The 13878-nt window shown below is 73.2% G+C and carries 13 protein-coding genes; 9 read left to right on the top strand and 4 right to left on the bottom strand.

Features of this window, described 5'->3' with window-relative positions:
• Positions 1-27 precede the first annotated feature (27 nt).
• Both IF28_RS0106510 and IF28_RS0106505 read left to right on the top strand, forming a co-directional pair.
• Positions 28-1542 (top strand): 3-hydroxyacyl-CoA dehydrogenase, encoded by a 1515-nt coding sequence (locus IF28_RS0106510; protein ID WP_030215282.1) that lies wholly within the window; start codon positions 28-30, stop codon positions 1540-1542.
• Complete coding sequence (locus IF28_RS0106505; RefSeq protein WP_030215279.1) at positions 1539-2129, top strand: TetR/AcrR family transcriptional regulator; 591 nt, start codon at positions 1539-1541, stop codon at positions 2127-2129. The genes IF28_RS0106510 and IF28_RS0106505 overlap by 4 nt, the downstream gene beginning before the upstream one ends.
• A 4-nt stretch (positions 2130-2133) precedes the next feature.
• Here the strand turns inward: IF28_RS0106505 and IF28_RS0106495 are convergent, their stop codons facing one another.
• Complete coding sequence (locus tag IF28_RS0106495; protein WP_030215276.1) at positions 2134-2619, bottom strand: Lrp/AsnC family transcriptional regulator; 486 nt, start codon at positions 2617-2619, stop codon at positions 2134-2136.
• Positions 2620-2804: 185 nt separating this feature from the next.
• Here IF28_RS0106495 and pdhA point away from each other — a divergent pair, with 185 nt between their 5' ends.
• From pdhA to IF28_RS0106465, 6 genes are all read left to right on the top strand, one after another.
• Positions 2805-3944 (top strand): pyruvate dehydrogenase (acetyl-transferring) E1 component subunit alpha, encoded by a 1140-nt coding sequence (gene pdhA / locus IF28_RS0106490; RefSeq protein ID WP_030215273.1) that lies wholly within the window; start codon positions 2805-2807, stop codon positions 3942-3944.
• Positions 3944-4948: an alpha-ketoacid dehydrogenase subunit beta gene (locus IF28_RS0106485; protein ID WP_030215271.1), complete on the top strand. Its 1005-nt coding sequence runs from the start codon at positions 3944-3946 to the stop codon at positions 4946-4948. Before pdhA ends, IF28_RS0106485 begins: the two co-directional genes overlap by 1 nt.
• A complete protein-coding gene (locus IF28_RS0106480; RefSeq protein WP_030215270.1) occupies positions 4948-6294 on the top strand; it encodes a dihydrolipoamide acetyltransferase family protein in 1347 nt (448 codons plus the stop codon). The genes IF28_RS0106485 and IF28_RS0106480 overlap by 1 nt, the downstream gene beginning before the upstream one ends.
• 145 nt (positions 6295-6439) lie before the next feature.
• Positions 6440-7402, top strand: coding sequence for an NTP transferase domain-containing protein (locus tag IF28_RS0106475; RefSeq protein ID WP_030215269.1), 963 nt, complete (start codon positions 6440-6442; stop codon positions 7400-7402).
• Positions 7399-8760 (top strand): molybdopterin molybdotransferase MoeA, encoded by a 1362-nt coding sequence (locus IF28_RS0106470; protein ID WP_030215268.1) that lies wholly within the window; start codon positions 7399-7401, stop codon positions 8758-8760. Before IF28_RS0106475 ends, IF28_RS0106470 begins: the two co-directional genes overlap by 4 nt.
• Positions 8757-9851 (top strand): potassium channel family protein, encoded by a 1095-nt coding sequence (locus IF28_RS0106465; protein ID WP_030215267.1) that lies wholly within the window; start codon positions 8757-8759, stop codon positions 9849-9851. Before IF28_RS0106470 ends, IF28_RS0106465 begins: the two co-directional genes overlap by 4 nt.
• A gap of 109 nt (positions 9852-9960) precedes the next feature.
• Here IF28_RS0106465 and IF28_RS0106460 read toward each other — a convergent pair whose 3' ends face one another.
• Both IF28_RS0106460 and IF28_RS0106455 read right to left on the bottom strand, forming a co-directional pair.
• Positions 9961-10809: an ABC transporter permease gene (locus IF28_RS0106460; RefSeq protein WP_030215265.1), complete on the bottom strand. Its 849-nt coding sequence runs from the start codon at positions 10807-10809 to the stop codon at positions 9961-9963.
• Complete coding sequence (locus IF28_RS0106455; RefSeq protein ID WP_030215262.1) at positions 10806-11816, bottom strand: ATP-binding cassette domain-containing protein; 1011 nt, start codon at positions 11814-11816, stop codon at positions 10806-10808. The genes IF28_RS0106460 and IF28_RS0106455 overlap by 4 nt, the downstream gene beginning before the upstream one ends.
• Positions 11817-12134: 318 nt before the next feature.
• On the opposite strand from IF28_RS0106455, the gene IF28_RS0106450 reads away from it, so the two are divergent.
• A complete protein-coding gene (locus IF28_RS0106450; protein ID WP_030215259.1) occupies positions 12135-13118 on the top strand; it encodes an NAD(P)H-quinone oxidoreductase in 984 nt (327 codons plus the stop codon).
• A 17-nt stretch (positions 13119-13135) separates the two neighbouring features.
• On the opposite strand, the gene IF28_RS39395 is transcribed toward IF28_RS0106450, so the two are convergent.
• Complete coding sequence (locus IF28_RS39395) at positions 13136-13783, bottom strand: hypothetical protein (RefSeq protein WP_199808959.1); 648 nt, start codon at positions 13781-13783, stop codon at positions 13136-13138.
• Positions 13784-13878 lie beyond the last annotated feature (95 nt).

Genomic DNA, 13878 nt, shown 5'->3' with positions numbered 1-13878 from the left:
AAAACCCCGTGCGGGAGGATCGCGCACATGACAGCACTCGACCTCAGCAGTCCCGTGGCCGTGGTCGGCACCGGCACCATGGGCCAGGGAATCGCCCAGGTCGCGCTGATCGCGGGCCATCCCGTGCGGCTGTACGACGCCGTTCCCGGGCGGGCCCGTCGGGCGGCCGACGCGATCGGCGCCCGGCTCGACCGGCTGGTGGAGAAGGAGCGCCTGACCGCCGACCGGCGGGACGCGGCACGCGCCCGGCTGCGGCCCGTCGACGAGCTCGCCGGACTGGCCGACTGCACCCTGGTCGTCGAGGCCGTCGTGGAACGCCTGGACGTCAAACAGGAGCTGTTCCGCGCGCTGGAGGACGTCGTTCCCGACGACTGCCTGCTCGCCACCAACACCTCCTCCCTCTCCGTCACCGCGATCGGCGGCGCCCTGCGCGTGCCCGGCCGCTTCGTCGGCCTGCACTTCTTCAACCCGGCGCCGCTGCTGCCGCTCGTCGAGGTCGTCTCCGGCTTCGCCACCGACGTCACCCACGCCACACGCGCGTACGAGACGGCCCGCGCGTGGGGCAAGACGCCCGTCGCCTGCGCGGACACCCCCGGCTTCATCGTCAACCGCGTCGCCCGGCCCTTCTACGCAGAGGCCTTCGCGGTCCACGAGTCCCAGGGCGCCGACCCGGCCACCATCGACGCGGTCCTGCGCGAGTCCGGCGGCTTCCGCATGGGCGCCTTCGAGCTGACCGACCTCATCGGGCAGGACGTCAACGAGTCGGTCACCCGCTCGGTGTGGGAGTCGTTCTTCCACGACGTGCGCTTCACCCCCTCGCTCGCCCAGCGCCGCCTGGTCGAGTCCGGCCGCCTCGGCCGCAAGACCGGCCATGGCTGGTACGACCACGGCGACGGAGCCGAGCGCCCCGAACCGCACACCGCCGAGCCCGCCGTACCGCCCGCGTACGTCGTCGCGGAGGGCGACCTGGAGCCCGCCTCGGAACTGCTCGCCCTGATCCGCGAGGCCGGCATCGAGGTACGCGAGGAGGCCGAGGACAACGGCACCCGGCTGGTGCTGCCCGGCGGCGGCCAACTGGTGCTCGCCGACGGGCAGACCTCCGTGGAGTTCCGCGACGTCGTCTACTTCGACCTCGCCCTCGACTACCGCGCGGCCACGCGGATCGCCCTGTCGCACGCCCCGAACACCTCCCCGGTGACCGTCGCCGAGGCAACCGGCCTGTTCCAGGCCCTCGGCAAGAAGGTCAGCGTCATCGGGGACGTCCCCGGAATGATCGTCGCGCGGACGGTGGCCCGGATCATCGACCTGGCGCACGACGCCGTCGCCAAGGGCGTCGCCACCGAGGAGGACATCGACACCGCGATGCGCCTGGGTGTGAACTACCCGCTGGGGCCGTTGGAGTGGAGCCGGCGCCTCGGCGGCGGCTGGGCCTGCTCCGTGCTGGACAACCTGCACCAGTGCGAGCCGTCCGGCCGCTACGCGCCCTCCCTCGCCCTGTACCGCCACGCCTACGCCTCGGACAAGCGGGAGGGAACCTCGTGACCACCGCCAAGCGCGACACGTACACCCCGGAGACGCTGCTGTCCGTCGCCGTCCAGGTGTTCAACGACCGCGGTTACGACGGCACCTCCATGGAGCACCTCTCCAAGGCGGCCGGTATCTCCAAGTCGTCGATCTACCACCACGTGGCCGGCAAGGAGGAACTGCTGCGCCGCGCGGTGAGCCGGGCCCTGGACGGCCTCTTCGGCATCCTCGACGAGGAGCACGCGCGCGTGGGGCGCGCCGCCGAGCGCCTGGAGTACGTCGTACGGCGCATGGTCGAGGTGCTGATCGCCGAGCTGCCGTACGTGACGCTGCTGCTGCGCGTGCGCGGCAACACCGACACCGAACGGTGGGCGCTGGAGCGGCGGCGCGACTTCGACCACCGGGTGGCCGCCCTGCTGAAGGCGGCGGCGGCCGACGGGGACGTGCGCGAGGACATAGAGGTGCGCCTGGTGACCCGGCTGGTCTTCGGGATGATCAACTCGATCGTGGAGTGGTACCGGCCGGACGGGCGCGGCATGAACGAGCGCGAGGTCGCCGACGCGGTCACCCAGGTGGCCTTCGGAGGCCTCCGCAAGGCGTCCTGAGCTCTCACCCCTGCGGTTCCAGATCCTCCTCCTCGAACACCAGCAGGGTGCGCGTGCTCTGCACCTCGGGGATCGCCTGCAGCCGGGTCAGCACCAGCTCGCGCAGCGCCCGGTTGTCGGGCGTGTGCACCAGCAGGAGGACGTCGAAGTCCCCGCCCACCAGCGCGATGTGTGAGGCGCCGGGGAGCTGTCTGAGCTGCTCGCGGACGGTGCGCCAGGTGTTCTGGACGATCTTCAGGGTGATGTACGCGGACGTCCCGTGACCGGCCCGCTCATGGTCGACGCGGGCCCCGAAGCCGCGGATCACGCCGTCCTCGACGAGCCGGTTGATGCGCGCGTACGCGTTCGCGCGGGAGACGTGCACCCGCTCGGCGACCGACCGCACGGACGCGCGGCCGTCCGCCTGGAGCATCCGCAGGATGTCCTGGTCGATGGCGTCCAGGGGCCGCGCGGGAGAGAGCGGACCGCCCCCCTCCTGGCCCTCGGCCATTTGTTCAGCTGCCACCCGCCCCCACCTCTCCGCCGTGGACGTCCTGCATCCATCTCAGGCTGTGGAGAACCGTTTGTCCACAGCCTGGCGCCACCCGTAGCCAAAATGTGCCGGCGACCGAACAATCGGTTGGTGAGGCGCGTCACAGACGCCGCGCCTCCGTCTTCCCACGAGGAGGTGCCGTCATGACGGTCATGGAGCAGCGGGGGGCCTACCGGCCGACCCCGCCGCCCGCCTGGCAGCCCCGTACCGACCCCGCGCCGCTGCTGCCCGACGCGGAGCCGTACCGCGTACTCGGCACCGACGCGGCCGCGAAGGCCGACCCGGAGCTGCTGCGCAGGCTGTACACGGAGCTGGTGAAGGGCCGCCGCTACAACGCGCAGGCCACCGCCCTCACCAAGCAGGGCCGTCTCGCCGTCTACCCCTCAAGCACCGGCCAGGAGGCCTGCGAGGTCGCCGCCGCGCTCGTCCTGGCCGAGCAGGACTGGCTCTTCCCGAGCTACCGCGACACCCTCGCCGTCGTCGCACGCGGAGTGGACCCCGTCGAGGCGCTCACCCTGCTGCGCGGCGACTGGCACACCGGCTACGACCCCCGTGAGCACCGCGTGGCCCCGCTGAGCACCCCGCTCGCCACCCAGCTTCCGCACGCGGTGGGGCTCGCGCACGCCGCCCGTCTCAAGGGCGACGACGTGGTCGCGCTCGCCATGGTCGGCGACGGCGGCACCAGCGAGGGCGACTTCCACGAGGCCCTGAACTTCGCCGCCGTCTGGCAGGCGCCGGTGGTCTTCCTCGTCCAGAACAACGGCTTCGCGATCTCCGTACCGCTCGCCAAGCAGACCGCGGCCCCGTCGCTGGCCCACAAGGCCGTCGGCTACGGGATGCCCGGCCGCCTGGTCGACGGCAACGACGCCGCCGCCGTGCACGAGGTCCTCGCCGACGCCGTACGCCGTGCCCGCGCGGGCGGCGGTCCGACGCTGGTCGAGGCGATCACGTACCGCGTGGAGGCGCACACCAACGCCGACGACGCCACCCGCTACCGCGTCGACGCCGAGGTGGAGACCTGGAAGCGGCACGACCCGATCGCCCTGCTGGAGCAGGAGCTGACCGCACGCGGTGTGCTCGACGAGGCCGCCGTGGAGAGCGCCCGCCAGGACGCCGAGACCCTGGCCGCCTCGCTGCGCGCCCGGATGAACCAGGACCCGGCGCTCGACCCCATGGACCTCTTCGCGCACGTGTACGCCGAACCCACCCCGCAGCTCCTCGAGCAGCGCGAGCAGCTGCGGGCCGAGCTGGCGGCCGGGGCCGCACCGGAAGGGGCGCAGTGATGACCACCGTCGCCGTCAAGCCGGCCACCATGGCGCAGGCCCTCACGCGCGCGATGCGCGACGCCATGGCCGCCGACCCGTCCGTGCACGTCATGGGCGAGGACGTCGGCACCCTCGGCGGTGTCTTCCGGATCACCGACGGACTCGCCGAGGAGTTCGGCGCGGACCGCTGCACGGACACACCGCTCGCCGAGGCCGGCATCCTCGGCACGGCCGTCGGCATGGCCATGTACGGGCTGCGGCCGGTCGTGGAGATGCAGTTCGACGCGTTCGCCTACCCGGCGTTCGAGCAGCTCGTCTCGCACGTCGCGAAGATGCGCAACCGCACGCGCGGGAAGCTGCCCCTGCCGCTCACGATCCGCATCCCGTACGGCGGCGGCATCGGCGGCGTCGAGCACCACAGCGACGCCTCCGAGGCGTACTACATGGCGACTCCGGGGCTCCATGTGGTCACGCCCGCCACCGTCGCCGACGCGTACGGGCTGCTGCGCGCCGCGATCGCCTCCGACGACCCGGTCGTCCTCCTGGAGCCCAAGCGGCTGTACTGGTCGAAGGACTCCTGGAACCCGGAGGAGCCTTCGGCCGTTGAACCGATCGGCCGTGCGGTGGTGCGGCGCTCGGGCCGGAGCGCCACGCTCATCACGTACGGGCCGTCCCTGCCCGTCTGCATGGAGGCGGCGGAGGCGGCCCGGGCCGAGGGCTGGGACCTCGAAGTCGTCGATCTGCGCTCCCTGGTGCCGTTCGACGACGAGACGGTGAGCGCCTCGGTACGGCGGACGGGGCGCGCGGTCGTCGTCCACGAGTCGGGTGGCTTCGGCGGCCCGGGCGGGGAGATCGCGGCCCGGGTCACGGAGCGCTGCTTCCACCATCTGGAGGCGCCGGTGCTGCGTGTGGCCGGGTTCGACCTGCCGTATCCGCCGCCGATGCTGGAGCGCCACCACCTGCCCGGAGTGGACCGGATCCTGGACGCCGTGGGGCGTCTGCAGTGGGAGGCCGAGAGCTGATGGCACAGGTGCTGGAGTTCAAGCTGCCCGACCTCGGTGAGGGGCTCACCGAGGCGGAGATCGTGCGCTGGCTGGTCGAGGTCGGTGACGTCGTCGCCGTGGACCAGCCGGTCGTCGAGGTCGAGACGGCCAAGGCGATGGTGGACGTGCCCTGCCCCTACGGCGGAGTCGTCACAGCCCGCTTCGGCGCGGAGGGCACGGAACTGCCCGTCGGCGCCCCGCTGCTGACGGTGGCGGTGGGCGAGGGAACCGAGGACGCGAGCCCCGCGGCGGCGGAACCCGAGCGGGCCACGGCCCCCGCCGAGGGCTCCGGCAACGTCCTGGTCGGCTACGGCACCTCGGAGGCGCCGGCCCGGCGCCGCCGGGTGCGTCCGGCGGAGACCGCACCGGCCGCACCGGCCGCACCGGCCGCGAACGGGCGGGACCTCACCCCGGCCGCGGCGGACGGACCCGTCCCCGTGATCTCCCCGCTGGTGCGCAGGCTCGCCCGGCAGAACGGCCTGGATCTGCGGGAGATGACCGGCTCCGGACCGGAGGGGCTGATCCTTCGCGCGGACGTGGAGTACGCCCTGCGCGCCGCCGCCGCACAGGCGCGCCCGGAGCAGGCGGCCGGCGAATCGCGCACCCGCACCCCGGCACCGACGGCGGACGCCCCGGGCGTCACCCGCGTCCCCCTCAAGGGCATCCGCGGCACCGTCGCCGACAAGCTCTCCCGCAGCCGTACCGAGATCCCCGACGCCACCTGCTGGGTGGACGCCGACGCGACCGGGCTGATGCACGCGCGGGCCGTCATGAACGCGGCCGGCGGGCCGAAGATCTCCGTCATCGCCCTGCTGGCCCGGATCTGCGCCGCCGCGCTCGCCCGCTTCCCCGAGCTCAACTCCTCGGTGGACACCGGGGCCAGGGAGATCGTCCGGTACGAGGCCGTGCACCTGGGCTTCGCCGCGCAGACCGACCGGGGGCTGGTCGTCCCCGTCGTCCGGGACGCGCACACGCGGGACGCCGAGTCGCTCACGGCCGAGTTCGCCCGGCTGACGGAGGCGGCCCGCACCGGCGCGCTGACACCGGCGGAACTCACGGGCGGCACCTTCACGTTGAACAACTACGGCGTGTTCGGCGTCGACGGCTCCACACCGATCATCAACCACCCCGAGGCCGCCATGCTCGGCGTCGGCCGCATCGTCCCCAAGCCGTGGGTGCACGAGGGCGAGCTGGCGGTGCGGCAGGTCGTGCAGCTCTCGCTCACCTTCGACCACCGGGTCTGCGACGGCGGCACGGCGGGCGGTTTCCTGCGGTACGTGGCGGACTGCGTGGAACAGCCGGCGGTGCTGCTGCGAACCCTGTGAGCCGGTGACGGTGCTGCCACGGCCCCGGTGAATAGGCGGGTGCCCCCGCGGACTCCGGGAGTCCGGACCGTGTCACCGGTACTCCGCGATCGTCGGTTCGTGCCCCCGCGTTCCCTGTGATCGCGGGGGCACGCATACTCGGAGGGTGACCGAGTATCAGCCACCCGGCGACTCCTCCGGTGATCCGTCCGGCGGCGCCTGCGGGGACCCCGGTCCCGCGTACGACGCCGTCGTGCTCGCGGGCGGCGCCGCCCGGCGGCTCGGGGGCGCGGACAAGCCCGGAGTGCGCGTCGGCGGACGGGCGCTGCTCGACCGGGTGCTCACCGCCTGCGCCGGCGCCCGCACCACCGTGGTCGTGGCCGGCCCCCGGCCCACCGCCCGGCCCGTGATCTGGGCCCGCGAGGAACCCCCGGGCGGCGGCCCGCTGGCCGCGCTCGCCGCCGGACTGCGGCACACCACGGCCGACCGTGTCGTCCTGCTCTCCGCCGACCTGCCCTTCCTCGACCGCCGCACGGTCCGGGGACTGCTGGCACCCCTCGGCCACGGCGCCACCGCCGACGGCGTGCTGCTGACCGACGCCGACGGCCGGGACCAGCCGCTGGTCGCCGCGTACCGGACGGCCTCCCTGCGCCGCGAACTGGCCGTGCTCACCGGCCGCCACGGCGATCTGGCGGGGCTCCCCCTGCGCCGGCTGACCGGCTCGCTCGACCTCACCCGAATCCCCGGCCCGGTGGCGTCCTTCGACTGCGACACCTGGGACGACATCGCCACTGCCAGGGCACGCATCAGGGAGCATGGACACGTGTTGGATGAATGGATCTCCGCAGTCAAGGACGAGCTGGGCATCGACCTGGACGTCGACACCGGCGTACTGCTCGACCTCGCCCGTGACGCCGCCCACGGCGTGGCCAGGCCCGCCGCCCCGCTGACCACCTTCCTCGTCGGCTACGCGGCCGCGCACGCGGGCGGCGGCCCGGAGGCCGTCGCCGAGGCGGCCCGCAAGGCCACGGCGCTCGCCCTGCGCTGGGCCGACGAGGACACCCCGGACGCCACGGACCCCGCGCCCCCCGCCGGCACCGCCCCCGAGACCCGCCCGGACGCGGGATGACCGCGCGCGCCGCCCGGGCCGGACAGAACGGCGACGACCTCGACGTCGAGGAGGCGCTCGCCCTCGTGAAGGAACACCCCGGCGGCGCCCCCGGCACCACCGGCACCCCCCGCCACCCGCGCCACGACGCCACCGACTGGGCCGAGGCCCGTGCCGTCGCCGAACGCGCTCCGCGTCACGGCGCGGCACGGCGCACCGGCTGTCTGCCCCCCGTCGCCGTCCCCCTCGGCTCCGCCCTGGGCCTCACCCTCGCCGCTCCCCTCACCGCCCTCACCGACCTGCCCTCCTTCGACACCTCGGCGATGGACGGCTGGGCGGTCTCCGGCCCCGGCCCCTGGTCCGTACGGGACGAGGGTGTCCTCGCCGGGCACACCGCGCACGAGCCCCTCACCGACGGAGGCGCCGTCCGCATCGCCACCGGCGCCCGCATCCCCCCGGACACCACCGCCGTACTGCGCAGCGAACACGGCCGCACCGACGACAAGGGGCGGCTGCACGTCACCGCCGCCACCCGGCCGCCGCACACCGTCACCCACGGCCAGGACATCCGCCCGCGCGGCCAGGAGTGCCGCAGCGGCGACCAGCTGCTGCCCAGCGGCACCCTGATCACCCCGCCCGTCCTGGGCATGGCCGCCGCCGCCGGCTACGACACCCTCACCGCCGTCCCCCGCCCGCGCGCCGAGGTGCTCGTCCTCGGTGACGAACTGCTCGCCGAGGGCCTCCCGCACGACGGACTGATCCGGGACGCGCTCGGCCCGCTGCTGCCGCCCTGGCTGCGCGCACTCGGCGCCGAGGTGACCGCCGTGCGCCGGGTCGGCGACACCGAGCAGGCGCTGTACGAGGCGATCACCGCGTCCGACGCCCATGTCGTCGTCACCACCGGCGGCACCGCCGCGGGCCCCGTCGACCATGTGCACCCCGCCCTGCGCCGCATGGGCGCGGAACTCCTCGTGGACGGCGTCAAGGTGCGCCCCGGCCATCCCATGCTGCTGGCCCGCACCAAGGAGGACCAGCACCTCGTCGGGCTGCCCGGCAACCCCCTCGCCGCCGTCTCCGGCCTGCTCACCCTTGCCGAGCCGCTGCTGCGTACCCTCGCGGCCCGCCCCGCCCCCGAGCCGTACACGCTGCCGCTGCGCGACGCGGTGCAGGGGCACCCGTACGACACCCGGCTGATCCCCGTGGCCCTGCGCGGCGACCGGGCGCTGCCGCTGCTCTACAACGGCCCGGCCATGCTGCGCGGTATCGCGGCGGCCGACGCGCTCGCCGTCGTACCTCCGGGCGGAACACGGCCCGGCCAGGAGGCGGAACTGCTCGACCTGCCCTGGGCATCCGGGGGAATCGGGGTGTGTTTCACGTGAAACTTCCGGGCCAGGACGCCATCGCCCGCCAGGCCGACGAACATCTGGTGACCCATCGGGTGAAACTCCCGAGGCAGCTGGTGGAGCACCCGATCCGCCAGGTCGCCAAGCGGCTGTCGCTGGCGCTGATGGTGCTGGTGGTCACGGCGTTCGTCGTGTACGCCGACCGCGGCGGCTACAACGACAACGCCGACGGATCCCTCGACTTCCTCGACGCGTTCTACTACGCGACCGTCACCCTCTCCACCACCGGATACGGCGACATCACGCCGGTCAGCGACGCTGCCCGGCTCACCAACATCTTCGTCATCACGCCGTTGCGCGTGCTGTTCCTCATCATCCTGGTCGGCACCACCCTCGAGGCACTCACCGAACGCACCCGGGAGGAGTGGCGACTGAACCGCTGGAGGTCCACCTTGCGGGATCACACCGTCGTCGTCGGGTTCGGCACCAAGGGCAGGTCCGCGATCAGGACCGTCTGCGCGACCGGGCTCAGGAAGGAGCAGGTCGTCGTCGTGGACCCCAGCGCGAAGGCGGTCGAGGCGGCCACGGCGGACGGCTACGCGGGCGTCATAGGGGATGCCACGCGCAGTGAGGTGCTGATGCGTGCCGAGGTGCAGCGGGCCCGGCAGATCATCATCGCCACCCAGCGCGACGACACGGCCGTCCTCGTGACGCTGACGGCGCGGCAGATCAACCGGGGCGCGAAGATCGTGGCCGCGGTGCGCGAGGAGGAGAACGCCCCGCTGCTGAAGCAGTCGGGCGCCGACGCGGTCATCACCAGTGCCAGCGCGGCCGGTCGGCTGCTGGGCCTCTCCGTGCTCAGCCCCGCGGCCGGCATGGTGATGGAGGATCTCATCCAGCAGGGCTCCGGGCTCGACATGGTCGAGCGGCCGGTCATAAAGGCCGAGGTGGGAAAGACGCCCCGCGAGCTCGGCGACCTGGTGGTGAGCGTGGTCCGCGGGCACCGGGTGCTGGGCTACGACGACCGGGACGTCGGGACGCTGGAGCTGACGGACCGGCTGATCACCATTGTGCGGGCGTCGCCGGGAACGCAGGTCGCCCCCGACTTCCGCCCGCTGCGCAGCTGAGGCCGGCGCCTTCCGGCCGTACGGCACGACTGCCGTACGGCCGTGTCCGCGCGGCTGTGCGACCGCACGTACCCCGGGCGCGTGTCCGCCCAGGCCCTGCGGCCGCCCCCTACTTCCGGTTGTACAGCCGCATCGTGACCGGTCCGAAGACCAGCACGAACGCGGCGGACCAGCCCAGCGTCCAGGCGATCTCGTCGGCCGGCCAGTCGCCCGCCATCAGTCCGCGCACCGCGGACGCCAGGTGGGTGACGGGGCTGTTGTTGACGAACGCCTGCAGCCATCCCGGCATGGTCTTCGGGTCGACGAAGACGTTGGACAGGAAGGTGAGCGGGAAGATCACCATCATGCTGACGCTCATGACCGACTTCTCGGTGCGCAGCATCAGCCCGAACATCGTCCAGATCCACGAGAACGCGAACGAGAACACCAGCAGCAGCGCGATCCCCGCGACCACACCCCCGATGCCGCCGTCCGGCCGGTAGCCGAGGAGCAGGCCCACGGAGAGCATGACGACGGACGCGATGGTGTAGCGCAGGGCGTCGCCGAGCAGATAGCCGATCATCGCCGACGGCCGCCAGATCGGCAGCGAGCGGAAGCGGTCGAAGACGCCCTTCTCGATGTCGACGTTGACCGAGACCCCGGTGTACATGGTGATCATCACGACCGACATCACGAGGATGCCGGGCAGCACGAACTGGATGTAGTCACGGGGCGACCCCGCCAGCGCACCGCCGAAGAGGTACGTGAACATCAGGAGGTTCATGATCGGGAAGGCGGTGACGTCGAACAGCTGCTCGGGGACGTGTTTGATCTTGAGGATCGCGCGCCATCCGAAGGTCAGCGAGGTCGACAGTGAGCCGGGCCGGGGCGGCCGCTCCTTCGCGACGAGCAGCGCGGCCAGCGACTCGGTGCTGACCGGGGCGAGTTCTTTGTTCTCGGTGCTCGTGGCCGTGCTCATGCCGCCACCTCGTCCTTCGTCTCGGGGCCGGTGCCCTGACCGGTGTCGTGTCCGGTCAGCGCCAGGAAGACCTCGTCGAGGCTGGGCTGACCCAGGGAGAAGTTGTCGACGGTGATGCCGGCCCGGGCCAGTTCACCGAGGGCCCGCGCGGCCTGGTCGGCCGCGGTGTCGCTCGCCGCCACGCCGAGGCGTGCGGTCAGCGCGACCGGGTCGGGTTCCAGCTGCACCTCGGCGGTGAGCAGGTCCCGCAGGATGCGTACGGCCTCCTCCCGCCGTTCCGGATCCCGCAGCCGCAGATGGACGGAGCCGGCGCCGACGGACGCCTTCAGCTCGCCCTTGGTGCCCTCGGCGATCACCTTGCCGCGGTCGATGACGGCGATCCGGGACGCCAACTGGTCGGCCTCGTCCAGATACTGCGTGGTCAGCAGCACCGTCGTGCCCTGGGCGACGACCGCGCGCACGATGTCCCACACCTGGTTGCGGCTGCGCGGGTCCAGCCCGGTCGTCGGCTCGTCGAGGAACAGCAGGTCGGGGGTGCTGAGGATGGACGCGGCGATGTCGATACGGCGCCGCATGCCGCCCGAGTAGTGCTTGACCTGCTTCCCGGCCGCCTCCGTGAGGCCGAACGCCTCCAGGAGCTGGGCGGCGCGGGTGCGGGCGGCGGGTTTGCGGTGGCCGAGGAGCCGGCCCAGCAGGACCAGGTTCTCGGTGCCGGTGAGGTCCTCGTCCACGGACGCGTACTGGCCGGTGAGGCTCACCCGGCCGCGTACCTCGTCCGCCTCGCGCACGATGTCGTGGCCGAAGACGTGGGCCTCGCCGCCGTCGGGCCGCAGCAGGGTGGCGAGCATCTTCACGGTGGTGGTCTTGCCGGCGCCGTTCGGTCCGAGGACCCCGTACACCGTGCCGGCCGGTACGGCGAGATCGACACCGTCGACGGCTCGTGTCTCACCGAAGGTCTTGACCAGGCCCGCGGTCTCGATCGCCAGGCCGGACGTCTGCGTGCTCATGCTTCGGGTCCTTCCGCATGCTTGGGCTACGCATGGACAGACCTTTACCGTCGCGCAAACTCATCGGTCCCGCACCCGGCTTTTCCCGGAACCGGCCGCACGACCGAGAACGGACCCGCCTCCGGACGTACGACCGGTGCACGACGGACGCACCACGGCACCACGGCACTACGGCATCACGGACCCACCACGGCACCACGGACCCACCACGGCACCACGGACCCACCACGGCACCACGGGCGCACCACTCACCGGCGACGCACTCGGGACGACCGACGAACCCCGGCCCCACCTCCCCCCAGGAGTACCGTCCCCCTCATGCATGCGATCACGATTCCCGAACCCGGCGGACCCGATGCCCTGGTGTGGGACGAGGTCCCCGACCCCGTGGCCGGTCCCGGTGAGGTCCTGGTCGAGGTGGTGGCCGGTGCCGTCAACCGGGCCGACATCCTCCAGCGGCAGGGCTTCTACAACCCCCCGCCCGGCGCCTCCCCCTACCCCGGCCTCGAATGCTCCGGACGGATCGCCGCGCTCGGCGACGGGGTGAGCGGCTGGGCCGTGGGCGACGAGGTCTGCGCGCTGCTGTCCGGCGGCGGCTACGCGGAGAAGGTGGCCGTACCGGCCGGGCAGCTGCTGCCCGTCCCCGAAGGGCTCACCGTCGACCAGGCCGCGGCGCTCCCGGAGGTCGTCTGCACGGTCTGGTCCAACGTCTTCATGGTCGCCCACCTCCGCCCCGGTGAGACCCTCCTGGTGCACGGCGGCTCCAGCGGCATCGGCACGATGGCGATCCAGCTCGCCAAGGCCGTCGGCGCGCGTGTCGCCGTCACCGCCGGGACCGGGGAGAAGCTGGAGCGCTGCGCCGAACTCGGCGCCGACATCCTGGTCAACTACCGTGAGCAGGACTTCGTCGCCGAGCTGGAGCGGGCCACCGGCGGCACCGGCGCGGACGTGATCCTGGACAACATGGGCGCCAAGTACCTGGACCGCAATGTGCGGGCCCTCGCCGTCAACGGCCGGCTCGCGATCATCGGGATGCAGGGCGGGGTGAAGGCGGAGCTGAACATCGGCGCCCTGCTCAGCAAGCGCGCGGCGATCAGCGCGACCTCGCTGCGGGCCCGGCCGCTGGAGGAGAAGGCGGCGATCGTGGCGGCCGTACGCGAGCACGTGTGGCCGCTCGTCACCGGCGGACACGTACGTCCCGTCGTCGACCGGGAGATCCCGATGCCGGACGCGGCCGCCGCCCACCGGGTCGTGGAGGAGAGCGGCCACATCGGCAAGGTCCTGCTGGTCACGCCGAACTGAGCCCCCGCGCGGGGGGATCAGGACGCGCCGCGCCCCTGCCGCATCCGCAGGGCCACGAAGGCGAGGCCGAAGCCGAGCCCGATGAGCATCAGCCCGCTGCCCAGCGGCAGGATGCGCAGGACGGGCTCGGTGGCCGCGACGGTGTCGTGCCCGGGTGCCCGCGAGGTCGCGGAGGGCACCGGTACCGCGGCCTGGGACGTGGGCGCCGCCGGGACGGTGCCGCCCGCGTCCGGTGCCTCGGACACGGCCTGTTCGTCGTCCCCGGGGCCGGGCATGTCCTCGGCGTCCGGCCGGTCGCTCGCCCCGCCGTCGGCCCGCCCCGGCTTCCGCGGTACGGCACCGGCTCCCCCGTCGTCCGTACCGTCCCGGTCGCCGTGCTCCCGTTCGTGCGCGTCCTTGTGCCGCCCCGGCCGGTCCCGCTCCTGGCCCGGCCGGTCGGCCCGCGACGGCGCCCCGGAGGGCGACGGCCCGCGCGGCGGAAACGACGATGAGGACGAGGGCGACGAAGAGGACGAGGACGCCGAGTCAGCCGACGGGGCCCGGGTCGACGGAGCACCGTACGCCGCCCCCGGACCGAAGGGCGCCGCGGCGGAGCCGTACGGCAGCACCGCGGCCCCCGCCACCAGAGCGACCGTCGCTCCCACTGCACGCAGCCATGGAGTCACGACCGTGACCTCCCGCGCCGGCCGGTGCCTGTCCGCACCGTCGGCAAGATGGGCCGGATGGACGCCTGACAGCCTCGCATCCCCATACACGTCCG

The sequence above is a fragment of the Streptomyces sp. NRRL WC-3626 genome (assembly GCF_000718785.1).
Classification (GTDB): Bacteria; Actinomycetota; Actinomycetes; order Streptomycetales; family Streptomycetaceae; genus Streptomyces; species Streptomyces edwardsiae.
The sequence above is the reverse complement of the archived record's forward strand: the minus strand, read 5'-3'. Positions and strand labels throughout refer to the sequence as shown.